A 24,147-nucleotide genomic window follows, 5' to 3' on the forward strand; every position below is an offset into this window, starting at 1 on the left:
TCTAATTTATAGAATCGTAACTTACTGGCATGTTACTTGCCGTATCAGTGCTACAAGCAATATCACCAATGTGGTGAGCAACGTTATATGACGCACAGGAAAAGTGCGCGACAACAAAAATGGAGACTTATACGAATGAGCGTAACAGCAAGTCAGGTTCATGGAGCCGTTCAAACCCTGACTCAAAGTTCGGACACACTTTTTCTTCTTCTTGGCGCCATCATGGTGTTCTTAATGCACGCTGGCTTTGCCTTTTTGGAAGTTGGGACGGTAAGGCACAAAAACCAAGTGAACGCGTTAGTCAAAATCCTTGCTGACTTTGGTATTTCAGCGCTTGCATACTTCTTTATTGGCTATTGGGTCGCGTATGGTGCTAACTTTTTCGCAGACGCTCAAACTTTGTCACAGGGTAACGGATATGAGCTAGTTAAGTTCTTCTTCCTACTTACATTTGCAGCAGCAATTCCTGCTATTGTTTCGGGCGGTATCGCTGAGCGTGCACGTTTTTATCCTATATTAGTTGCAACATTCTTTACTGTCGGATTAGTTTATCCCGTCTTTGAAGGCATGATCTGGAACGGTAACTTTGGCCTGCAGGCTTGGTTCGAAACACAGTTTGGCTATGGATTCCATGACTTCGCAGGTTCAGTCGTAGTGCACGGGGTTGGCGGTTGGATAGCATTAGTCGCTGTTATCTTCCTAGGGATGCGTAAAGGGCGTATTAGAGCAGGTAAGCATACCAACTTCGCACCTTCAAACATCCCATTCTTAGCATTGGGTGCATGGATTCTTTGTGTTGGCTGGTTTGGTTTTAATGTGATGTCAGCGCAAACATTGAATGGTATCAGCGGGCTAGTTGCCATGAACTCTTTGATGGCAATGGTTGGCGGTATCATTGCAGCCTTAATCGCAGGCAAAAACGACCCAGGCTTTATTCATAATGGTCCTTTAGCTGGACTTGTCGCGATTTGTGCTGGCTCCGACTTAATGCATCCTATTGGATCTCTGATTACCGGGGCTGTTGCTGGCGCACTGTTTGTCTATCTGTTTACCTATCTTCAAAACAAAACTAAGATAGATGACGTGCTTGGCGTATGGCCTCTACACGGCGTTTGTGGCGCATGGGGTGGTATCGCTGCAGGAATCTTTGGTCAAAGTGCGCTAGGGGGATTAGGAGGCGTGAGTTTTACCGTTCAGATGCTCGGCACCTTTACAGGTATCGCCATCGCAGTGATTGGTGCGCTAATAGTCTACGGAGTTATCGATAAAGTCTCTGGTTTACGTTTATCTGAAGAAGATGAGTTTAACGGTGCAGACTTAGCGATTCATAAGATTTCAGCAACAAACGAAGACTAATCTTTTGCTCACTCAATGGATAAGGTAGCCAACTTAGGCTGCCTTTTTGTTCCACCTCACAAAATCTAGGTAAAACATTGCATATTTCGACCATGGTCTAACTTGCAGCGCTATGGAAGGGAGAGAGAGGGTGCTAAGCTAAACTTAAGAACACTAACAAGGAAGTAGTATGAATTTCCCTTATCGTAATGTAGTCATTTTAACTGGAGCAGGAATATCAGCGGAGTCGGGCATTCAAACCTTCCGCGCTCAAGACGGTTTGTGGGAAAACCATCGTATCGAAGACGTCGCCACTCCAGAAGGTTTCGAGCGTAATCCGGACTTGGTCCAAGACTTTTATAACCAGCGTCGTTTGAGTTTGCAAGATCCAGCGATAAGTCCTAATGCTGCTCATATTGCACTAGGCAAACTTGAAGCTCAGCTAGAAGGTTCTGTCACCGTTATTACACAAAACATAGATAACCTCCATGAGCGAGGTGGAAGCAACAACGTCATTCATATGCACGGCGAGTTACTCAAATCACGCTGTAGTGAATCAAATCAAGTGATTGAAGAAACAGGCGAGATCAAAACTGGCGATCTTTGTCATTGCTGTCAGATCCCTTCGCAGATGCGACCTCATGTGGTTTGGTTTGGTGAAATGCCGCTAAGAATGGGTGATATCTATGCCTCGCTTGAAGCGGCAGACTTGTTTATTTCAATTGGCACATCAGGGGTTGTCTATCCTGCTGCTGGCTTTGTCCATGACGCTAAAATGCATGGTGCGCACACGATAGAAATCAATCTTGAACCGAGTGCAGTTGAAAGTGAGTTTGAAGAGAAACGTTACGGCAAGGCGAGTATTGAAGTCCCTAAACTAGTAGAAGAGATTTTAAGCCTACAGCAACCAGACGTAAAACATGCTTAGTGAGTAATAAAACTCTCAACGTTTTCGTCGGGAGTTTTTCATTTCATACATCGCTTGATCGGTTTTTTCTAATGCCTCACTCAGCTCATTTTTTGATGTCGCCTCAATACCATAGCTGAAGCCTATGTTTTCGCTAATCAACTCTTGTTTAAGCTTGTCGACGAACTTTCGTCCTTCAGTTGGCTTAACGACGATAACAAACTCATCACCACCAATTCTGAAAGCTTCTTCATGGCGATCTATAATTTGATTAATCGCTTGTGCAAAACGGATAATCATTAAGTCGCCGACAGCGTGCCCCTTAGTATCATTAACCTTTTTCAAACCATCGAGATCTAAGTAGATTAAGTCGAAGAACTCCATTCTGATCTCTGACATTTTTTTACGATTGTATAGACCCGTCAGTTCGTCAATGCAGGCCTCATCATTGATTTGCTTAATCAACTTAGTGAACCCTAAAGCTATTAAAAGGTAGGCGATTTGCAGGGTACCATCTTCGATCATAGTATCTGCTAGGTCGTACTTGTCTGAGATTGCGTCAAGGTAAGTAACTTCAGTCAAGACGTCATAAGCTTGATTAAAGATCAGTAGTAAGAATCCATACTTAATAAAACCGTTGTCGAGAATGGTGTTGCGAGAGATAACGAAAATGAAGATAAGAACAAAAAAGGTGTTACTTTCAAACCAGACATCATTGCGCGAATCAATGTAGTCACTGTGGGTTAAAAACGCGATAAGCGTAGAAATGGCAAACAGTAGGCATAATATGATCAGTATGACTTTATACCTTCTTTTCATAGCTCATCCTTAGCTAGCGTTAAGAGGTGTCCCTCAAATACAAAAAAGAGCGGCTTCTTGCCGCTCTTTAAGTATATAACTGATATCTAAAGTTGTTAGTTATCAACTTTTAGCTTTTGGAAGTACTCGTCATAAAGCACACTTGCTTCACCCACTTCATCTTGCCATGTACCACTATCCATTACTTCTTGAGGAGGGAAGATGCTTGGATCGTTTGCGAATTCTTTAGGCAGTAGTTTGTGAGCTGTCGCTACAGGTGTAGGGTAGCCAATCTCTAGCGCAATCTTAGCTGCGTTTTCTGGGCGAAGTAGGAAGTCGATCATCTTATGAGCCGCTTCAACGTTTTTCGCTTCTGCTGGAATCGCTAGGCTGTCCATCCAGAAGATAGCGCCTTTTTCTGGCCATACGATATCGATCGATGCACCTTCTTGACGAGCCATGTAAGCAGAACCATTCCAAAGCATACCTAATGATACTTCACCCGCTAGATATGGGTTCGCAGGGAAATCAGAGTTAAATACTAATACGTTAGGCATCAGTTTTTTTAGCTCTTCGTAAGCGGCTTTGATTTCATCTGGGTTAGTCGTATTTGGCGAATAACCTAGTTTGGTCAGTGCAATATGGAAAACTTCACGTGAGTCATCCATCAGCATCAGTTGACCTTCCCACTTGCTATCCCAGAAATCATCCCACTTAGTCACTGATGATTTATCTAGCATGTCGGAGTTGATACCGATGCCTGTTGCACCCCAGATGTATGGGATAGAGTAGTTGTTATTTGGATCAAAAGGCTTATTTAAGAAGTTTGCATCCAAATCTGCAAAGTGAGTAAGTTTGGTCTTATCAATTTGCTGTAACATACCTTCTTTACGCATCTTAGATACGAAGTAAGTAGACGGTACTACTAGATCGTAACCAGAACCTTGAGTCTTAAGCTTGGCATACATGCTCTCGTTAGATTCATAAGTCGAGTAGATGACTTTGATTCCAGTTTCTTTTGTAAAGTCTTCAAGAACTTCATTTGGAATGTATTCAGACCAGTTGTAGAAATAAAGCTCTTGATCAGCGGCCATTGCCGGCGCAGCGAATAGCGTCGCAGCACATAGTGCGCCTGCGTAGAATTTACTTTTCATTGATTTTCCGTTTTATCTGTGTTTATCAGCACACAGTCACTCCGAACTGAGTACTCTGAAAAAACATGATTATTAAACTTGTTTGTCGTAGCGACAAACCTAGCAACCAGCAAGTATATCAGCCAAAGACAAAAATAGGCAGCAACTGCTACCTATTTTTACATTAGATAATTAACCTAAGTGCTGCCACTGAAGCAAGGAACAGGGAAAGCGCACATGCCCCACAGCTAAGTGAGTAGCCCATTTTTTCATTTAGGTTAGCTCCAAACCAAACGTTGTCTTTCACGACTATTGTTTACGTTCATCAGCAGTAGATAGAAAAACAGAATGACTGTTTGCCATTCTGCTTTGAGTTTACATATTGATTATTATTTTACTTTTTCTTTCGCGAGTAGCTGAGAAGCTACGACCAAAATCAAAGAGACAATCAACATGACTGTTGCAAGGGCATTCACCTCTGGCGAAATGCCCACTTTAACCATCGAGTAAATTTTCAATGGCAAAATTTCATAGGTTGGCCCTGTAACGAATGAACTAATAATCACATCGTCCAGAGACAGGGTAAAGCTAAGAAGCCAGCCAGCTGCAACCGCAGGCTTTGCTAAGGGTAGGATAATCTGCTTAAGGATCACCCATTCACTTGCACCTAAGTCTTTAGCCGCTTCAAGCATCTTGACATCAAAGCCATTCAATCGACTGTAGACCGTTACCACGACAAACGGCAAACAGAAGGTGATATGCGCGATTAATAGCGTAAAGAAGCCTAGTTGAGCGCCAAGTACTAAGAACAACGCTAGCAATGAAATCGCCATAACAATGTCCGGTGACATCATCACCACGAACAGCATGCCGTTAACTGCACCTTTTCCTTTAAACGAATAGCGGAATAGGGCAACAGCCGTTAGGCTACCAATGATCGTTGCTGCTGTTGCAGAGAACACCGCGACATTAAGCGAGTGCCAAGCGGCCTGCATTAGGCTGTCATTGTTAACGAGTGTTTCATACCACTTAGTGGTAAAGCCACCCCATTTCATACCGAATTTATTGGCATTAAATGAGTTAACGATCAAAACAACGATTGGCAGATACAAAAACGCATATACCAAGGTCATAAAGCTAAATCTAACTGTACGTCCCATCAGTCTAGCTCCACTTTCTTATTCAATAACTTACCTGCGCGATAGTAGGCATAAAGCATAATTGCCATTGCGATGGTCAGAGCAATACTGGTTGCTGCACCAAACGGCCAATCTCGGGCATTCAGCACTTGGCTCTTAATCACGTTACCAATCAGCAAGTTCTTCGCCCCGCCAAGTAGATCAGAGATGTAGAACATGCCAAGGGCAGGGAGCAGTACTAGCAAACAGCCACCAATAATTCCCGGCATCGTAAGTGGCAGAATGACCTTAGTGAACGTCTGATACTTGTTCGCTCCTAAGTCCTTTGCCGCTTCTAGATAGGTGTGATCTAACTTCTCAATAGCGGAGTAGAGCGGCAATATCATGAATGGCAGCAGAATGTAGACTAAACCAATCATTACTGCCGACTCTGTATACATAAGACGAATTGGCTTTTCGATGATTTCCATTGCCATCAAAGACTTGTTAAGGACACCTTGTGTTCCTAAGACAATCTTCAAACCGTAAGTCCGGATTAGTGAGTTAGTCCAAAATGGCACAATCACCAAAAACAACATCACAGGGCGCCACTTCTCGGGCATTTTTGCCACGATATAAGCAAACGGATAGCCAATCACTAAGCACAGCAAGGTTGCGATGATCGCCATGTAGAATGAGTGCCAAAGTACCTTGGCGTAGAGAGGATCCATCAAGCGGATATAGTTATCCAACGTGAAGGTCATCTCGATTAAATTTGCTTCATCACGAGTTAGGAAACTGGTACCAATAATCATCAGATTGGGTACCAATACAAAAAGCGTTAGCCAGCCAACGATTAACGTGATGATCGCGTTTTGAAGGCTAAACCTCTTGGCTTTCATTGAGTACGACCTCCCAACTTTCAACCCAAGTGATCGCCACTTTTTGACCTAGAGAGTGGTCGACATCAGGATCGTCTTCGTTGAAGAACTCACTCACCATCACTCGCATACCCGATTCCAGCTCAATAACAGAATCCAAGGTCATACCTTTGTAGGTACGTTCAGTAACGTGGCCGACAATGCCTTTCTGCTCAGATTCTTTAATCTCTTCAATACGTAGGTCTTCTGGGCGAAGTAGTACTTGCAGTTTGTCACCGCTAGCCGCTGGTTTATCGTAGTAAACCACCGACTCAACACCTTCAATCTCAGCGCGAATACGTTTATCATCGATACGCTCAATCATGGTCGCGTTGAACACGTTGATTTCACCAATAAAGCGCGCAACAAATAGGTTTTTAGGTTCTTCGTAAATTTCGCGTGGGGAGCCGTCTTGCTCAACCACGCCATCACGCATAACAATGATGCGGTCTGACATCGAAAGGGCTTCTTCCTGATCGTGAGTGACAAAGATAAAGGTAATACCTAGTTGACGCTGTAATTGCTTTAGTTCGATCTGCATCTGTTTACGCAGTTTGTAATCCAGCGCAGATAGCGATTCATCAAGTAACAACACTTTTGGCTTGTTTACTACTGCGCGTGCAATTGCGATACGCTGCTGTTGACCACCAGATAATTGGTGCGGTTTACGCTGCGCCATTTTCTCAAGACGGACCATACGCAATGCTTCCATTACGCGAGGATCAATATCGTTAGATGGCACTTTTTGCATGCGTAAGCCAAAAGCAACGTTTTCAAAAACCGTCATATGAGGGAATAATGCATAACTCTGAAAAACAGTGTTTACATGCCTTTGCTCAGCAGGAACTTGAGTTACATTTTGGTCGGCAAGGATGATTTCACCCTTGTCTGCGGTTTCAAAACCCGCAATCATCCTTAGTACCGTGGTTTTACCACAGCCAGAAGGGCCCAAAATTGTTAAGAACTCGCCATGATTAACATCAAGGTTCAGATTTGCGATGATCTCTTTGTCATCGAAACTTTTACTAATCCCAGTTAGTTTTACAACTGGGTTTCCTGCATCTTGTTTAGCGTTCAACGTCTGTTTTTCTCCTACCTTGGCCAGTCATTTGAAGTGGCCCGTCGTTACACAAATTAGAGGCGCGCATCATAATCACCAAAATTGTGAATTCAAAGCATTTTCTTATTCTGAAACACAAAAAATTTTGCAGGTAAAAGTAAACATTCCTTACCATACTCACGGTATACCAATTGAACCGAGTAGTTAGGGAATTGTTTCCTTTATATTTGAGTCAGATAATTATACTGATACGATGCGTTTAGTGGTTAATTATCAATCAAACAGTCGATAAAGCAAGCAGCGAGTCGAGATTCGATTTTAGACTGACTTTGGTTGCAGTATAATGATGTCAATTTTTTATCAACAAGTTAGCTTGGTTTACACAGATCAGGTACTGGATTAACGAATGAGTAATGACATAGAAAAAGACTTCAACCTAGGTGGCAGCATTGAGCGCGCACTTTCGGGCGACTACGAACTCAAAGCTGGAGAGGTCTTTAAGGAAGCTTGGCAACATACTATTAAACACTTCCTCTCTTTCTCACCGGCGATTGTAGTTCTTATCGCGTTACAGCTTGCAATCTTCTATATCGCGCTAAAGCTACAGTTAGGTAACCCAGGGATTATTTTAGATGCGGTGACCAACCCAGACGCTTTTGATCCAAGTATTTTCAATGCAATCATGATCGCTAATTTCAGCTACGAGGTGATTAGTGCACCGATCTATGCAGGTATTTCTTTAATGGCGATGAGCCATGCCGCCGGCCTGACAACTAAACCGCGTCATATTGGCAAGGGCCTGCAATATACTGTCCCCGTGATTCTAGCAACACTAATGAGTTTGCTACTCCAAGGTATCGCTGGAACGATCTTTCCGCTTCTATCACTCTATCTATCTTTAGCCTTCACAAATTCAATTCTACTGATTTGCGAAAAACAAGTTCCCCCTATGCAATCACTATTGCTCTCTCTTCGCGCGGTGAATAAGAAGATCTTGGTTCTAGCCGGGATATATTTAGCTGTCATCGTCATGTTTTTTGCGGGTATGATGTTCTATGGCTTAGGGCTGATTTTCGTCCTACCATTCTTCTTCCATGTGAAGGGGGTTATTTACCGCAATATGTTTGGCATTAAGTTGAAGATTATTGCTTCTGACAGACCTAAAGATGAAGACGACAATGACAACGATCCACAAGTGTTCAATGCGTAAAAGTGAGTTCTTTGCTATTGCTGCAGCTGGCGTCATTGCCGGCTGTAGTTTTTATGGCTACGAACAAAATCAAACTGAAGAGCGTGAGCGCCGTAAACAAGCTTACGTAACTGAACAACTGGTTCCGGTATTTAGCGGAAAAACAGTCGGTATGGCTCCTGATTTTTCCGCTATCAAAGACGTGAAACAAAAGAAACAAGCGTTTTTTGATTATCTAAGGCCTGGCATTGCGTTAGAAAACCAACGAATTGTTTCTGAGCGCAAACGTTTAGACACCATTCGCGACCACTATGTAAGCCAGACTCTTACTCCTTCTGATATAAGTTACGCTGAACGTCTAGGTAAGCTTTACAGGGTCGAGCAGCCCGCAGGGGGCATTTCTGACGACTGGATCAACAGCATGCTTCATCGGGTAGACGTGATCCCTGAGGCACTTGTCCTAGTTCAGGGGGCTAATGAGTCTGCTTGGGGCACATCTCGATTTGCAACACAGGCCAACAACTATTTTGGTCAGTGGTGTTACAGCTCTGGGTGTGGCTTAGTGCCGCTGCAGCGTGGGGAAGGGATGTCGCACGAAGTAGCAAAGTTTGACTCAGTGCAACAGTCTATTCACGGTTATTTTATGAATGTAAACCGTAACAACGCCTACAAAGAGCTACGAGAGATCCGTTACCAACGCCATCTTAATGACCAGAGTTTAACAGATACCGATGCGGCGATGGCGTTAACAAATGGTTTGCTTAAATACTCTGAACGCGGTGAGGCATACGTCAACGATTTACAGACCATGATCAGGCACAATCAACCGTTCTGGGATTTACCTCTAGCGAATAATCAATAAACGCGAATTTAATAAGAAAGAAAGTAATGAAAAAAGTATCGTTAGCAATTTTAGCAGCGGCGTTATCAAGTGCGGCTGTTTTACCTGTTCAAGCTCAAGAATACATGTTTACTTACTCTAAACTATTTTCTCATATGAAGCAGAACGCCAAAGAAGGGCACGATGATGTCAAAGTCGGCTTCTTTTTCCTCAATGCGAAAACAAAGCAGTTGTGTGACATAGAAAAAGCCTGGATGGAGAAAGAGGAGCATTACGAAGAGTTGACCATCTCTCCATACCAAGAAGTCATCGTACCGCTAGACGATAACCTACGCTCAGCGAATCCGCTAGTCTTCATCCATACACCAATGGATATGCGTTGCGACTTCTCAATGGTTGTCATGACAAAAGAGCCGATGTCAGGTGAAGTGACCTACGAGCAGGTCAAAGTGCTACTGCCTCAGATGCAGGCAATTTTAGAGCAGCTTGGCGGTATGTTCGCAAGTTGGTTTACACCGGATGTAGAAGGCGTCACGTTAGAGTTCCCGAATAAGCTGGATTCACAAATTCAATTCTCAAACGGCACAACGAAGCAAATTGTTAATGGTAAGGTTCAAGTCGCTCTCGATGAAATAGGCGAAGGAGGGTCAATGATCCTTCCTCAGGTAACATCACGCGTGCTCCCCTATTTACCAAAAGCATAAACCAAGGTAGGGGTCACGTCGATGACCCTTTTTTTGTTATATATCAAAATTTTAATCGGGAGGTAATAAGACAGTTATAATCCCAAGGAAAATTTGAATTCTGCCTATCACCTTGCGCTAAGTCAGTTGAAAGCAATATTTCCTCATTGCTCAACAAGACAGGCATTTAATCCTTGCCAAAAAGCTCGTATAATCCACGCCCCAAATAAAACCACTTAGGAAGTGCTACTGTCGACTTGTTCGGCAATGTGAGAGCCCGCAATGAATCAAAAAGATACACGTAAAGAAACCTTAGAATTCAACAAGCTTCAAAAGCGTCTGAGAAGAAATGTTGGAAATGCTATTACAGAATACAACATGATCGAAGAAGGCGATGTTGTAATGGCATGTATCAGTGGCGGGAAAGATTCATTTGCGATGCTTGATATTCTGCTCAACCTACAGAAAGCAGCACCGATCAAATTTGAAGTTGTTGCAGTTAACTTAGACCAGAAGCAACCGGGATTCCCAGAGCACATCTTGCCAGACTACTTCGAGACGCTGAACATTCCTTACTACATCGTAGATAAAGATACCTATTCAGTCGTTAAAGAGAAGGTTCCTGAAGGTAAGACAACATGTGGTCTTTGTTCACGCCTACGTCGCGGCACTTTGTACTCATTTGCCGAGAAAATCGGCGCAACCAAACTTGCGCTAGGCCACCATATGGATGACATCGTAGAAACCATGTTCTTAAACATGTTCCACGGTTCACGTCTAAAGGCGATGCCACCAAAACTACGTTCGGATGATGGTCGTAATGTTGTTATTCGCCCGCTGACTTACTGCCGTGAAAAAGATCTGATCAAGTACGCAGAGCACAAAGATTTCCCAATCATTCCATGTAATCTATGTGGTTCTCAGGAAAACCTACAACGTCAATCGATCAAAGCGATGCTTATTGAGTGGGACAAGAAGACTCCCGGTCGCGTCGAAGCGATTTTCAAGTCAATTCAAAACGTAAGCCCAAGTCAATTAGCAGACAGAGATTTGTTTGATTTTGAAAACCTACCACTCGACAGAGAAGGTAATCGCGATGAATATGAGTTTAGTGAAGCGACTGTCTCTTCAACAAACATCGATGAATCTATGTTTATCGATGTAACCAATATCTAACCAGACAGTCAAATAGAAATCGAAAAAAGGAAGATAGCAACTATCTTCCTTTTTTAGTTTTAAACAACCTACCTAAATAGCGGTCTTGGGATCAAGAGGGCTAACATAACCCTGCGGTTTCAACGCCATCACATCACAATTGATCTTATCAATCACATGTTCCGCAGTGTTACCAATAAATACAGCAGATAGTCCGGTTCGACCAGTAGTACCAATGATCACCAACGCCGCGTTTAGCTGTTCTGCGGCTTCTGGAATTACATCTTCAGGAAGCCCTTGCTCCACCACTGTTTGCTCTTCATCGTAACCGTGTTTCTGGCGTAGTGCTTTCATTGCTGTTAGGTGGTGACCACGAACCGCGTCAGTATAAGTAGCTGGATCAAACTCTGGTAATTCAATGGTAATATTAGCAGGCGTAACAGGGTAGGCATTTACCAAGTAGGGCTTAGCTCCGAGCCTATCTGTCAAACTATTAAGCTGTTCGACCATTGCGTCATTTAAGCTAAGGTGAGTATCGTTTTCCGAACCAACATGAACGGAAGCAAGAATACTCGCATCTTCTGGCCAGTCTGAGTTTTTAACCAGCAGAACAGGGCAAGGACATTTACGAAGTAGGTGCCAATCTGTCGGAGTAAAAATTACCGACTCAAGCACATCATGTTTACGAGTCCCTTTGATAACGATATCGTGTTCTCCTGCGAAGACTTCAGCCACAATCGCTTCATATGGCCGATTATGCCAAACCACACGAACATCAAATTCAATGTCATTGTTAATATAATCTTTGGCAATCTTACGCATCCACTGCTCACGCTGTTGAATTACGCCGCGGCGCATCGCGTCTCGTTCATCGATAGACAGCATCGACGTCATATCATAAGAGAAGTCATAGATAGAGAGAAAGAATGTCACCCGACTTGGAGAACGACTCTTCGCTGCCAGTTGCATTGCACGTGCAAGAGCCGGCTGTTCATCTTTGTTAATGTCAGCGACGACCAAAATCTTATTGTAAATACTCATAGTGACTCCTTAGAGACGAGGAGGGGCATATGATTAATGTAGCTTAGATAGGAGGAGAGTTTTAGAAATAATTCGAGGAATTTGAGAGAAGTATGATGTAGCTCTATTTCAAGGTAAATGGAGAGCTACATCATTGAAAATTATTATGATTCTGTTGATACGCCCGCCAGCTCCATCAGAGCATCATGGTCAAGAATAGTAATGTACTTACCCTTAACACTTAAGATCTCTGATTTTTGGAAACGACCTAAAAGGCGAGAAATTGTTTCAACTGTTAGACCAAGGTAGTTACCGATATCACCACGGGTCATTGTTAGACGAAACTCACGAGGACTAAACCCACGCTGAGAGAAACGAGTAGAAAGGTTATATAGGAAAGCCGCTAAGCGCTCCTCTGCATTCTTCTTAGAAAGCAACAAGATCATTTCTTGGTCGCCTTTAATTTCATTGCTCATTAGGCGCATGATCTGCTGACGCAACTTAGGCATTTTACCTGATAGGTCGTCAAGAATTTCGTATGGGATTTCACATACCATAGACGTTTCTAGCGCCTGAGCGAAACTTGGGTGTAGGTCGCCAGTGATCGCATCAAAACCCACTAAGTCCCCCGCTAAGTGAAACGCCGTAATTTGTTCATCACCTTGCTCGGTAATTGTATAGCTTTTGATAGTTCCTGAACGAATAGCGTATAAAGACTTTAGTTCGTCCCCGGCTTTGAACAGCTCCTGTCCTTTTTGGATAGGCTTTTTACGCTCGATGATTTGATCGAGCTGATCCAACTCAGACTCATTCAGCGTAAACGGAATACAAAGCTGGCTAATACTACAGTCTTGGCAGTGAATCGCACAGCCACCTGATTGAATACGCTTTGTTGCAGGCTTTTCAGAAATCATAACAACCTTTCACTATTTGATATACATCAATATTTTAGCATCCATTAGCCCTAAAGGGTAGCTTAAAAAGGCGCATAAAAACAGTTAACTACAAACTAATTGATAAGAGACGAAGTGCGCCATATGCCGTATAAAGCCCGTAAATTAAGATAGTAAAAGCAACGATATGACGAAATATGTTGGAATTTTGCAATTTATGGAGCGACGACGCTGCGTGGCCTACAAGCAGCATAGCTGGCAATGTACCTGTGCCAAATGCCAGCATCACTAAAGCACCATTCAGTGCGCTTCCAGATACTGCCGACCAGGTCAAAGTGGAATAGACAAGACCACAGGGTATCCATCCCCAGATAAACCCAAACGGTAGAGCTTGTATGGGAGATTTTAGCGGCAACAAGGATTTACCAGCAGGAGAGATCTTACACCAAATCACTTGCCCAAGCTTCTCGATATACAGCAAGCCGTGCCACCATCGACCGATATAACACGCTAGCAAAATCATAAATAGCGCTGCGGCTAGGCGTAACCAAACCAGCACATTGTTGAGTTGGCTAACTTCAGAAATGGACGAAACCGCGCCACCAATAACCGCGCCAATTAAGGCGTAGCTTACTAGGCGACCGCTATTGTAAAAAAGAGGGACTAGTTTGGATGGCTGAGACTGACCTATGGTGAGCATGGAAGCAATACCACCACACATCCCCATACAGTGCCCAGCCCCAACAAGACCGATAAAGAAAGCACCAATCCAATCGGGGCTCATTTAGGCGGATTCTCTTTGTGATCATCCTCATCAAATAAAATGTTGTGTCCTTGGCGCTCTAAGTCTTCAAACTGCTCACTTTTTACAGCCCAAAGGAAGACAGCTACCGCAACACAAACCAGTACGATAGCGATAGGGATGAGGATATAAAGGCTTTCCATCTATTTACCTTTTTCTTTGAGCAAGCGAAGAGAGTTAGATACTACAATAATAGAGCTCGCAGACATACCGACAACCGCAAAATATGGCGCAACAAATCCAGCTACTGCTAGGGGAAGGATCAATAAATTGTAGCCAAGTGACCATGCGAGGTTTTCGCGAATAATCTTACGAGCCTGTAGCGCTAACATGCGCGCTTCTAAGATTCGATCAAGTCTGTCGCCCAAAAGCACCATATCTGCCGAAGCTTTCGCGACGTCTGCGCCACCGCCCATTGCAATAGATAAATGCGCACCAGCTAGGGTAGGAGCATCGTTAATGCCATCACCTATCATCATGGTGATGTCATCGGAGTCTACCTGCTGCAAGTAAGACAACTTATCTTGAGGTTTAGCACCTGCTACGACATCTTCAATGCCAATTTGGTTTGCGACGAGATCAGCGTTCTCTTTCGTATCACCAGTTAGAAGTGTTACCTTCACACCCGATTTCTGAAATTTCTCGATAAACTCTTTAGCTTCAACTCGGATAGGGTCATGGCAGCCAAAACTCGCGACATGTTGCCCATCAATAGAAAGAAAAACAGTATTCGCTTTTGAACGTTGGCCTTCACCCAGTACAAACTGAGCACTGCCTATCTTAACTTCAGTGTCTTGATAGATACCCTTGATGCCTGAACCAATAACGTTCTCAACATCAGTTACCGTTATATTAACATCAGCATAAGGTTTGAATGCACGAGCAATAGGGTGGTTTGCATGAGATTCAAGAGAGGCAGCAACAGCTAGTGCCTTATCTTTAGTTAAAGCAGAATAAAGCTCAACATCATTTATTTCGATATCACCATGTGTCAACGTACCGGTTTTATCAACGATTAGGTGATTTACCTTACACAACGTTTCGAAGACATGGCTCTTACGCAGAAGAATACCCAAATTGCCCATACGTGATGTCGCACAGGTTAACGCTGTTGGCGTCGCCAAAGACAGCGCGCAAGGGCAGGTCGCGACCAATACAGATAGCATGATCCAGAAGGCATCATCCGGCTTGCTAGAGTGCCAGAAGAACCAAGTACCAGCAGCAATAATAAGAATCACAGCCACGAAATATCGAGCAACGACATCGGCAATCTCAGCAATCTTCGGTTTAGAAAGCTGGGCTTCGTCTTGCAAACGAACGATATTGGAAATCATCGAGTCTGCTTTTGATGTCGTCACTTCTAGTTCAAACGATTCTTCACCATTTAGCGTGCCAGCAAACACATGGTCATCGGCCTGCTTCACGACTGGTAAAGATTCACCCGTCAGCATGGATTCATCAATATAAACACGACCCGAGATAATCTTACCATCCGCAGGAATGTGTTCACCCGGCAAAACACGGATTTGGTCGCCCACTTTAAGTGTTTTAACAGGGACTTGGTCACCATCAAGCTTATTTGCGATAGCTGGGATCAACTTCAACAAGTTACCGCTTGCCGCCGCTGCTTTACGACGTGCACGCATCTCTAGGAATCGCCCAACCAAGAGGAAGAAGGCGAACATCGAGATAGATTCAAAGAACACTTCACCTTGTTCTGTCACTGTTGCAACCAAGCTCGCACAATAGGCGAATATCATTGCAATAGAAACCGGCACGTCCATACCTAGTGTTCGACTTCGTATACTTCGCCAGGCATTGACGTAAAAAGGCAAAGCAGAGTAGAGCATCACTGGCGTAGCAAAAATTAAACTTACCCAACGGAAGTAGTTTTTAAACTCTGGCTCTAAGTCACCAAATACTTCTAGATAAAGCGCGACGGCCAGCATCATCACCTGCATTGTCGCGAGACCAGCAATGCCTAGACGATAAAGGTACTGCTTCATTTGCTCGTGATAAGCAGCCTCTTGTTTATCGGCTTCAAACGGCGCAGCTTTGTAACCTAGCTGGTGTATGAGTGACAAAATCTCACTTAGCCTCGCTTGAGACTTATCCCAAGCGAGGAGAGCACGGTTGGTTGTTGTATTGACACGAATTGAGAGCACACCACTCTTTGATGAGACTTGTTTTTCAATCAACCAAGCACACGCAGCACAAGACACCCCTTCAAGTGACAATGTCACCTCAGAGCTGTCTTTGTTATTGCGGACAAATTCAGATTGCACGTCATCATTGTCATAGTGGATAAGGGCCTGGAGCTGCTCTGGGACAAGGTCGGCTTTTTCCGCAGGAGCAGTCCGATATTGGTAGTAAGAGACCAAACCGCTGTCGACGATAGTCTGGGCTACCGTCTCACAGCCTGGGCAACACATCTCACGTATGTCACCCAAAATTTCGACTTTGAAATCCGTGTTGGCTGGTACATCTTCACCACAGTGATAACAGGATTTGCACATAGACGCTTCTTAGTTAGATAGTTGTACTGCTGCCGACGTTGGGAACTCGATACGGCCTTGGATTAACCACTTCTCATCATGGGGCGTCAACTCAACAAACCATGGCCCCAGCAGTTCATCATCAAGAGTAAATCGATATAGACCACGAGCGTCCGAAGTGACTAACTTAGTGAAATCATGATCAGGAAGTGTACGGTGAGCAAACATAGCAGTGATCGCAGGGTAGTGATCTAACTGCCCTTTATCAAACTGAATTACGACAGTGTTTCCTTCTGCCTGCACAGAAGCATTGAGACCTAACTCTTTGGTAACGTTGACCCTTGATATGTCGACGTTTATACCTTTTCCTTTTTTATAGTAATCCTCGGTGACTAAATGAACAGAGTGGTTTGTAAGTATCGCCACTCGTACCAAAGTTAGTATAGATACTCCAACCGTTAGGGAGAGTATAAACCAGGGCCAAAACTGCTTATACCAAGGCTTTTCCATAAAAAAGTTCTCAATCAAAAAATTAAAATAAATTAGGGCTTTAACTGTAAAGAAAAGACAGCCCCTTTACCATCTATTGGAAGTAAGGGGCTGTAATAGAAATGTAACTTATTGTTCCGAGTTGCTTAAGCTCCACACATAAGCGGAAACTAGCTGAACTTTGTCTTCGCCTAGAATATCTTTCCAAGCTGGCATAACACCAGAACGACCGTTCATTACTGTTTCAGTTACTTCTGCGCGAGAGCCGCCAAACAACCAATTTTGGTCAGTCAGATCCGGGGCGCCAACTGCTGGGTTACCCTTACCGTCTGTACCGTGACACGCTGCACACACTACGAAACGAGCTTTACCAGCTTCTGCTTCACGAGCGTTTACAGAACGTCCAGAAAGGCTTAACGTGTAGCTCACCACTTCTTTAACGCCTTGCTCACCAAGTGCATCTTTCCAACCCGGCATTTGACCGATACGGCCATGCATTACCGTAGTAACAATTGCTTGTGGTTCGCCGCCATATAGCCATGCTTCATCAGTTAGGTTAGGGAAACCTTTCTGACCACGAGCATCAGAGCCGTGACACTGAGAACAGTTCTGCAAGAACAGGCGCTGACCAACTTTCACTGCTTCCTTATCCGCTGCAATTTCAGGGATAGGGCGCAGTTCAGTTGAGCCATCTACGTAAGCAAGCTTTTTGAATGCTTCACCAAAGTAAGTTTCTGCATCATCAAGCTCTTTTGCATACTGAACCAATTGCTTGTTCTGTTGGGCTTTTGCGATTGAGGCCTTTGATTCTTCAAGAGAGCGGACTGTTTGGTCAGAACTCTGCCAACCTAGAACGCCCTTGAAGTTACCCAGACCAGGGTAAAGTGTTAGGTAAATAGCCGCGAATACAAACGTACCAACGAACAGATAAGTCCACCATTTAGGCAGTGGATTGTTTAGTTCACGAATACCATCATATTCGTGCCCCATATCTGCACCTTCTTCAACACCCATTTTATCTTTAAGGCACCAATAAAGGACCGCAGCACAGCCGACCAGTGTACCGACTGTGATGATGATTATCCAAAGACTCCAAAATGTCGTCATTGCTTAGTCACTCCTTGTTCTTTTTCAGGCGCTTTCTGCTCATCAGCAAAAACAAGGTTTGCAGCTTCATCAAAGCGTGCTTTACGGCTCTTACCGTAAGCCCACCAAACCACACCTATAAAGCTAACGAATAGAACTATGGTCCAAATACTGTGAATAGTACCGATATCCATATTGTCACCCCTTTATTACTTCATTGCGTGACCAAGAGACTGAAGATAAGCAATGATGGCATCCATCTCTGTTTTACCTTCTACATCTTTAGACGCATTTGCGATTTGCTCATCAGTGTATGGAACGCCAAACTGATCACGGAAGATTGTTAGTTTCTTCTGAGTGTCCTTACCATCAAGAACGTTCTCTTCAAGCCATGGGAAGCCAGGCATGTTTGACTCAGGAACCAACTCACGTGGATCGATTAGGTGAACGCGGTGCCACTCATCAGAGTAACGACCACCAACACGCGCTAGATCAGGACCTGTGCGCTTAGAACCCCATAGGAATGGATGCTCGTATACGCTTTCACCAGCAACAGAGTAGTGACCGTAACGCTCAGTTTCAGAACGGAATGGGCGAATCATCTGGCTGTGACACACGTTACAACCTTCACGGATGTATACATCACGACCTTCCATTTCAAGTGCTGTATAAGGATGTAGGTTCTCAACAGGCTCAGTCGTCTGCTTTTGAAAAATCAGAGGAGTGATCTCTACAAGAGCACCTAAACTGATTGCAAAAACGATAAGAATCGCTAATAAACCGACATTGCGTTCAACAATTTCGTGGCGATTGTTAGAATTAGAACTCATTCTTTAATCTCCTTATGCCGGCTGTGGGATAGCTTTAAGGCTATCTTTTGGCGCTGATACTGTCTTATACGTGTTGTATGCCATTAAGAACATACCTGCTAGGAAGATGAAACCACCTAGGAAACGTACAAAGTAGAACGGGTAAGAGGCTTCTACAGACTCAACAAAGCTGTAAGTCAACGTACCGTCAGAGTTTACTGCACGCCACATAAGACCTTGCATTACACCAGAAATCCACATCGCTACGATGTATAGAACAGTACCGATAGTTGCTAACCAGAAGTGAGTATTGATTAGACCAACTGAGTACATGCGCTCTTGACCGAATAGGCGAGGTACCAAGTGGTATACCGAACCGATAGATACCATAGCAACCCAACCGAGTGCACCTGAGTGTACGTGACCGATAGTCCAGTCAGTGTAATGAGACAGCGCGTTAACTGTCTTAATAGACATCATAGGACCTTCAAACGTAGACATACCGTAGAACGATAACGATACAATTAGGAAGCGTAGGATAGGGTCATAACGTAGTTTGTGCCAAGCACCAGACAGCGTCATGATACCGTTGATCATACCACCCCAAGAAGGAGCAAATAGAACCAGTGACATCACCATACCTAGAGACTGCGTCCAGTCAGGAAGAGCAGTGTAGTGTAGGTGGTGAGGGCCAGCCCAAATGTATAAAGAAACTAATGCCCAGAAGTGAACGATAGACAGACGGTAAGAGTAAACAGGACGTTCAGCTTGCTTAGGTACGAAATAGTACATCATACCTAGGAAACCAGCTGTGAGTAGGAAACCTACTGCGTTGTGTCCGTACCACCACTGAACCATTGCATCCACCGCGCCTGAATAAATCGAATAAGATTTACCTAGAGACACAGGAATTGCCATGCTGTTTACGATATGAAGAACCGCAACAGTGATAATAAAGGCACCGAAGAACCAGTTTGCTACGTAGATGTGAGACGTCTTACGGGTTATCAATGTTCCAAAGAACACGATGGCGTAAGAAACCCAAACAACTGCGATGGCAATATCGATTGGCCATTCTAGCTCCGCGTACTCTTTGCCCGAGGTAAAACCCAAAGGCAGAGTAATCGCTGCTGCTAAAATAATGGCTTGCCAACCCCAGAAGGTAAAGGCGACAAGAGGGCCACCAAATAGACGAGTTTGACAGGTACGCTGAACAACGTAATAAGACGCTGCGAACAGGGCACTTGTACCAAACGCGAAAATAACCGCATTAGTATGCAGAGGACGTAAGCGACTATACGTCAACCACGGCGTATCAAAGTTTAGCTGTGGCCAAACTAATTGAGCGGCAATCAAAACACCAACAGCCATACCGACAATGCCCCAAAGAATAGTAACAAGGGTAAATTGACGAACGACTGTATAGTTGTAGTTTTGTTCAAGCTGCTTTTCTTGGCTCATTTGCATGCTTCCAATTTCTAATTAACTACACTTTACTTCCAACACGACACATGTCGTAATGCCACCCAAAACTGTTAAGAAAATCACACCAAAATAAGTTGGTTAAATATTCTTGCCAGTTTTTAAAAAAAGTGGCATTTTCAGCCGCCAACTATACTGCATTTAACAATTCAATGACAGCGTAGTAACCTTACACTCGGTCTGGTTTTGGCCTTTTATTTTAAAACTTTGAAGTTTGTTACACGGAGAACCCCACATAATGGCAGCACAGAAACTCACACGAGGCCGTTTTGTTCAAATAATCATCATGTTAACCCTACTTATTGCAGCGTTTACTTGGCGTACAGTCACATTTACAAACGCGCAAGAAATAGAGTGTGAGTTGAAACCAAAATGTACTTTTAGTGTTAAAAATGACCAATTCTCAGCACTAAAATCCGAAGAAAAAATAACGCTGAATAAACCATCAAATAACTGGCAAATTTCTACAGAAAATAAATCTGTAAAAATCATTGAGAGTGAAAATAATTGGCAAATACTGGGTGAACAACTCGATAACCTAGAAATTAAATTGTCCGACTTAGAAGAGAGCCAAATAACAGGAGTTACATTTAGAATTTAGCTCAGAATCCATCTGGCTTTTACAACTAACGACCAATAAGGTTGCGAACGATTACGGGTTCTTAGCAACTGCCACACATAACAGCAGCACTCTGGTACAAGCTCGCTAATAGACAGTATTAGAATCGATAGATTATAAATACTGTCTATTAGGTATTTTATGGTAAATCCATTATGTTCAATGAATTAGCGCAAAGTAGAGGACTAACAGCAACAAACAGGCCAGATTTCGAGTACACGCACATCTAATTTAACTTCTTTGTAGTAACCTAAACTTCATAGACCTTTGGTCGAGCTAAGTATCTATTTATCATAAAATTATTATCAATGGAACTGATTGGTACTTCATGAAGTTGATACCTAGTTAAATTCGCTCCAAAAAGTTACGAACCACATTTATTTGGAGTTAAGAGTTCGGTGAGTAGTTATCGAATGATCGGCCCAAGCTTTTTCCTTATGACCTGCTTACACATCAAAGAATAGGGATGCCTCTCATCTTCAAATGTTTTTATGTGTCTGAAAATATAGACTAACAGCTCATGAAGTAGTGCCTTATGGTGCTCGCTTAAGTCATCTTTAAGGAGCGGGACAATCTTTTTCACCATGTATATCAAAGACTCTAGATTCAATAGCACTACATTTCTACTTGAAACCAGTCCCATTCGATTTAAGCCGAGTGTGCTTATACTTTTGTTAACCCGCTTTAGTATCGATGGATCTCTCATTGCCTCTTCTGAAGGAAGTAGAGCAGCCTCGTCTGTGTAAGAAAGCCAATCTTCTACATTATCTAATGTAGGGTTAAGTAATACTGGACTCTCTAAAGCAATTGACATGTTCATAGAGGCATTACTAACTTTAGCATTAAGATTTTTAGGGGGGCTCGCCATTGTACCGAAGAGGGGGAAACACTCACCTTTACCTGAGTTATCCAGCCCAATAATTTTTCTTGTCTTTGCATCAAACTGTTTGTGGCCTCTAACCCTGTTGCAGTCAATACAACTTGGTAGAAGGTTTTCCCATACAGCGGCTAACCACCAATATTTCTTAGAGTTTTTAGGCCGGTAATGCTCTATATCCATAGGTTGATGACTATCATACTTACTTTCACAGTAAGCGCACTTACCATGAAATAGTCTTTCTAAAGCGAGCTTTACACTATTATCTTTGTAGCATTTAAATGAACGCTTTTTGGCATTTACATTACGACTTAACTCTTGGCGTGCCTTGCTAGAACTGTCATTAAAATCTAAGCAAGAAGGCCTTTTTACTTGAGAACGATCAACATAACGCATACGAAAGCCTAACTAAGAAATTTTCCATAAAGACGAAAGTTCATCAGCTAAAGTGGCTGAATCAATCATTTTTTCAATATCTTCATTTTCATTTTCAGCGATCATTTTATCGATGGCCCTGTAAATCAACTGCTCTCTTCTAGTGCCTCCTAAAAGTCCTCTCAAAGCTCCCATGTCAGACAACTCACGTTGTAATAACTTACATTCGTTTGATTTACTATCTTGGGCTAAGAGTTCATAGTAACGTGCAAACTTTATATTCAAGCTTTTATCAGTTGTAGAATGAAGGCCAAAATGAAGTGAGGTAAGTAGCTGTTCGGAAGACATTCCTCTGGCATCAGGTAGTTTCGCAATAAGTGTCACGGGCTTGTTACGATCCTTCTTGAGGACAATTATTTCATCATTATCCAATCCTCTTAAACAAAGAGGCTCGTGAGTTGTACATATGAACTGAGCTTTAGGGAAAATGGCTCTTAACTCGGTAACGATCCTGATACGCCATTTGGGGTGAAGATGAATCCCCAATTCGTCAATTAAAATTATGCCGTTGAATTGTTCTGCGTTTTCAAAACCAAACCTTCTGGATGTTACGAGGATGTCTAAAAAAAGAGTGATTATAGATTTAAATCCATCGCTGAGTTGGTTATAGGGTACTTCTAAATTAGCAAACTTGAAAACAACGTTGTTTTCTGAATCTGTTGCAGACAAGCTCAACGAGCTGTTCAAATCGAATAAACTTGAAAGGCAGTTAGCAGCATAAAACCTCTCATTATCGCTAAGTTGATTTAAGACAAGCTGAGCATTGGAAAGTGGTTCGAAATGATTAAAGAGGTTATCGACAAAGAAAGCTTCTTCACGTTTATTAGAAGGGTTAGCTTTTGTAGGTGCCAGCCTCGTACTTCCATAAGCATTCAGTATAATTGGGAAACCATCCGCGTTTGAAAACTCTAAAGAGCCATCCTTTCCAATTTTAAGTGTTATCTCAGGGAATTGGTCTTCAAATCTTAATCTGACGAACCCGAAACGACTATCGTGGTTAATCAACTCTGCCGGATTAACATCAAGTCGTTCTATCAGGTTTTGGGTGTTGTCTTGACCTAGCAGTGCAAGAGTAATTGCTTTTAAAATAGTGCTCTTTCCAGCGCCGTTGTCCCCTAGAATCATTAGCCAGCTATCTTGGCCGGAAACATTGACCTGAATTCTTTTTAATCCTTTCAACGGGCCTATGTTAAATAGATTAATTTCTGAGATTTTAGGGTCAAATATTTTTGTATTGAAAGCATTGAAAGAGGATGTTACTTCTTTGTATTCAGGATTTTTAAGTGTGGTACTTCCTATATCTTGCTCCAAAACTTGCGCTACAAAACCGTAAAACGGTGCTTTATTATCAATGCGCTTGTGTCTTATCGATATACGTCTTTGCTCAACAAGACTCATACGATTTAGTTTAAGAAGCTTTATTGTTACTTCACCTTTTATCGAGGCTGGTCGCAGAAAGCCCTCACGATCACAGATGAGGTGTTCTGATATATCTGTCGAAGTATCGCAGGGATCCAGAAGAAGAGGAGATTCAATTTTAAGCTGTTGCCCAAAACTTAATATTGGCGCGGGAGAGCCTTCAATAGGGAAATTATTTCTTTTGGCATTACTACACTCCATACAAGAAAGGTAAAGGTTTTCCCAAGCAAACTCTAACCACGAATAATGGAGTGGGTAATACTTACCTGTTTTAGTTTCGGTCAAACCACTTCTAGGCCTGAATTGTTCAATATATGCTCTTGATGAGGTAACAGGTTGCTCGCAGTAAGCGCAGCGACCTTCAAAAAGCTCAAACAAAGCATTTTTAATCATTTGCTGAGCTCTAATGCCAACCTTGCGTGATTGTAACAAAGTCTTTTTAGCTATTTCGGGATGAGATAGTCCGTACGGGTCAGTTTCTTTTATGTACTGAAGATTTGAGCACAACGTTTCTGTCAAAGAAACACAACATTCCGGTGCTTTTACTTTACTACGATCAATAATGCGCATGTGGGTTCTCAA

General features: G+C 43.0%; 24 protein-coding genes. 7 read left to right on the forward strand and 17 right to left on the reverse strand.

Annotation, left to right across the window (positions count from 1 at the left end; translation table 11 throughout):
- The first annotated feature begins 135 nt into the window (after nucleotides 1–135).
- Together APB76_RS09585 and cobB are read left to right on the forward strand one after the other, a co-directional pair.
- Nucleotides 136–1,356: an ammonium transporter gene (locus tag APB76_RS09585; RefSeq protein WP_054963361.1), complete on the forward strand. Its 1,221-nt coding sequence runs from the start codon at nucleotides 136–138 to the stop codon at nucleotides 1,354–1,356.
- 169 nt (nucleotides 1,357–1,525) lie between these two features.
- The gene (cobB, locus tag APB76_RS09590) at nucleotides 1,526–2,263 is read left to right on the forward strand and encodes a Sir2 family NAD+-dependent deacetylase (RefSeq protein ID WP_054963360.1); all 738 of its coding nucleotides are present in this window, start codon (nucleotides 1,526–1,528) and stop codon (nucleotides 2,261–2,263) included.
- 15 nt (nucleotides 2,264–2,278) lie between these two features.
- Here cobB and APB76_RS09595 read toward each other — a convergent pair whose 3' ends face one another.
- The 5 genes from APB76_RS09595 to potA all read right to left on the reverse strand — a co-directional run bounded on the left by APB76_RS09595 (nucleotide 2,279) and on the right by potA (nucleotide 7,316).
- Nucleotides 2,279–3,061, reverse strand: coding sequence for a GGDEF domain-containing protein (locus APB76_RS09595; RefSeq protein ID WP_054963359.1), 783 nt, complete (start codon nucleotides 3,059–3,061; stop codon nucleotides 2,279–2,281).
- 95 nt (nucleotides 3,062–3,156) lie between these two features.
- Nucleotides 3,157–4,194: an extracellular solute-binding protein gene (locus tag APB76_RS09600; protein WP_054963358.1), complete on the reverse strand. Its 1,038-nt coding sequence runs from the start codon at nucleotides 4,192–4,194 to the stop codon at nucleotides 3,157–3,159.
- A 368-nt stretch (nucleotides 4,195–4,562) separates the two neighbouring features.
- Nucleotides 4,563–5,333, reverse strand: a complete 771-nt coding sequence (gene potC / locus APB76_RS09605) for a spermidine/putrescine ABC transporter permease PotC (RefSeq protein WP_054963357.1) — start codon at nucleotides 5,331–5,333, stop codon at nucleotides 4,563–4,565.
- On the reverse strand, nucleotides 5,333–6,193 hold the full coding sequence (potB, locus tag APB76_RS09610) for a spermidine/putrescine ABC transporter permease PotB (RefSeq protein ID WP_054963356.1): 861 nt from the start codon (nucleotides 6,191–6,193) through the stop codon (nucleotides 5,333–5,335). The genes potC and potB overlap by 1 nt, the downstream gene beginning before the upstream one ends.
- Complete coding sequence (gene potA, locus APB76_RS09615) at nucleotides 6,174–7,316, reverse strand: spermidine/putrescine ABC transporter ATP-binding protein PotA (protein WP_074181703.1); 1,143 nt, start codon at nucleotides 7,314–7,316, stop codon at nucleotides 6,174–6,176. The genes potB and potA overlap by 20 nt, the downstream gene beginning before the upstream one ends.
- 361 nt (nucleotides 7,317–7,677) lie before the next feature.
- Between potA and APB76_RS09620 the strand changes: the two genes are divergently transcribed.
- The 4 genes from APB76_RS09620 (at nucleotide 7,678) to ttcA (ending at nucleotide 11,160) form a co-directional block, all read left to right on the forward strand.
- Nucleotides 7,678–8,481: a DUF2189 domain-containing protein gene (locus APB76_RS09620; RefSeq protein WP_054963354.1), complete on the forward strand. Its 804-nt coding sequence runs from the start codon at nucleotides 7,678–7,680 to the stop codon at nucleotides 8,479–8,481.
- Nucleotides 8,474–9,322, forward strand: coding sequence for a glucosaminidase domain-containing protein (locus APB76_RS09625; protein WP_049844083.1), 849 nt, complete (start codon nucleotides 8,474–8,476; stop codon nucleotides 9,320–9,322). Before APB76_RS09620 ends, APB76_RS09625 begins: the two co-directional genes overlap by 8 nt.
- 26 nt (nucleotides 9,323–9,348) lie before the next feature.
- Nucleotides 9,349–10,005 (forward strand): DUF2987 domain-containing protein, encoded by a 657-nt coding sequence (locus APB76_RS09630; RefSeq protein WP_054963353.1) that lies wholly within the window; start codon nucleotides 9,349–9,351, stop codon nucleotides 10,003–10,005.
- A 261-nt stretch (nucleotides 10,006–10,266) separates the two neighbouring features.
- A complete protein-coding gene (ttcA, locus tag APB76_RS09635) occupies nucleotides 10,267–11,160 on the forward strand; it encodes a tRNA 2-thiocytidine(32) synthetase TtcA (RefSeq protein ID WP_049844081.1) in 894 nt (297 codons plus the stop codon).
- Between the two features lie 72 nt (nucleotides 11,161–11,232).
- On the opposite strand, the gene uspE is transcribed toward ttcA, so the two are convergent.
- From uspE to ccoN, 10 genes are all read right to left on the reverse strand, one after another.
- Complete coding sequence (uspE, locus tag APB76_RS09640) at nucleotides 11,233–12,180, reverse strand: universal stress protein UspE (protein WP_054963352.1); 948 nt, start codon at nucleotides 12,178–12,180, stop codon at nucleotides 11,233–11,235.
- Nucleotides 12,181–12,323: 143 nt separating this feature from the next.
- Nucleotides 12,324–13,073, reverse strand: a complete 750-nt coding sequence (locus APB76_RS09645) for an FNR family transcription factor (RefSeq protein ID WP_004414051.1) — start codon at nucleotides 13,071–13,073, stop codon at nucleotides 12,324–12,326.
- 88 nt (nucleotides 13,074–13,161) lie between these two features.
- Entirely contained in the window at nucleotides 13,162–13,836 is a 675-nt protein-coding gene (locus APB76_RS09650) for a sulfite exporter TauE/SafE family protein (RefSeq protein ID WP_054963351.1), read from the reverse strand.
- Complete coding sequence (gene ccoS, locus APB76_RS09655) at nucleotides 13,833–13,997, reverse strand: cbb3-type cytochrome oxidase assembly protein CcoS (RefSeq protein WP_038209389.1); 165 nt, start codon at nucleotides 13,995–13,997, stop codon at nucleotides 13,833–13,835. The genes APB76_RS09650 and ccoS overlap by 4 nt, the downstream gene beginning before the upstream one ends.
- Nucleotides 13,998–16,370, reverse strand: coding sequence for a heavy metal translocating P-type ATPase (locus APB76_RS09660; protein WP_054963350.1), 2,373 nt, complete (start codon nucleotides 16,368–16,370; stop codon nucleotides 13,998–14,000).
- A 9-nt stretch (nucleotides 16,371–16,379) separates the two neighbouring features.
- Nucleotides 16,380–16,859, reverse strand: coding sequence for a FixH family protein (locus tag APB76_RS09665; RefSeq protein WP_054963349.1), 480 nt, complete (start codon nucleotides 16,857–16,859; stop codon nucleotides 16,380–16,382).
- A gap of 108 nt (nucleotides 16,860–16,967) precedes the next feature.
- Entirely contained in the window at nucleotides 16,968–17,945 is a 978-nt protein-coding gene (ccoP, locus tag APB76_RS09670) for a cytochrome-c oxidase, cbb3-type subunit III (RefSeq protein WP_054963348.1), read from the reverse strand.
- Nucleotides 17,942–18,118, reverse strand: coding sequence for a cbb3-type cytochrome oxidase subunit 3 (locus tag APB76_RS09675; protein ID WP_054963347.1), 177 nt, complete (start codon nucleotides 18,116–18,118; stop codon nucleotides 17,942–17,944). The genes ccoP and APB76_RS09675 overlap by 4 nt, the downstream gene beginning before the upstream one ends.
- 15 nt (nucleotides 18,119–18,133) lie before the next feature.
- A complete protein-coding gene (gene ccoO, locus APB76_RS09680) occupies nucleotides 18,134–18,754 on the reverse strand; it encodes a cytochrome-c oxidase, cbb3-type subunit II (RefSeq protein ID WP_054963346.1) in 621 nt (206 codons plus the stop codon).
- A 12-nt stretch (nucleotides 18,755–18,766) separates the two neighbouring features.
- Nucleotides 18,767–20,194, reverse strand: a complete 1,428-nt coding sequence (ccoN, locus tag APB76_RS09685) for a cytochrome-c oxidase, cbb3-type subunit I (RefSeq protein ID WP_054963345.1) — start codon at nucleotides 20,192–20,194, stop codon at nucleotides 18,767–18,769.
- A 259-nt stretch (nucleotides 20,195–20,453) separates the two neighbouring features.
- Between ccoN and APB76_RS09690 the strand changes: the two genes are divergently transcribed.
- Nucleotides 20,454–20,816, forward strand: a complete 363-nt coding sequence (locus APB76_RS09690) for a hypothetical protein (protein WP_054963344.1) — start codon at nucleotides 20,454–20,456, stop codon at nucleotides 20,814–20,816.
- 424 nt (nucleotides 20,817–21,240) lie between these two features.
- Here APB76_RS09690 and APB76_RS09695 read toward each other — a convergent pair whose 3' ends face one another.
- Both APB76_RS09695 and APB76_RS09700 read right to left on the reverse strand, forming a co-directional pair.
- Nucleotides 21,241–22,107, reverse strand: coding sequence for an HNH endonuclease family protein (locus APB76_RS09695; protein WP_054963343.1), 867 nt, complete (start codon nucleotides 22,105–22,107; stop codon nucleotides 21,241–21,243).
- 12 nt (nucleotides 22,108–22,119) lie between these two features.
- Entirely contained in the window at nucleotides 22,120–24,135 is a 2,016-nt protein-coding gene (locus tag APB76_RS09700; protein ID WP_054963342.1) for an AAA family ATPase, read from the reverse strand.
- Nucleotides 24,136–24,147: the final 12 nt, after the last annotated feature.

The organism is Vibrio bivalvicida (assembly GCF_001399455.2).
Taxonomy (GTDB): Bacteria; Pseudomonadota; Gammaproteobacteria; order Enterobacterales; family Vibrionaceae; genus Vibrio; species Vibrio bivalvicida.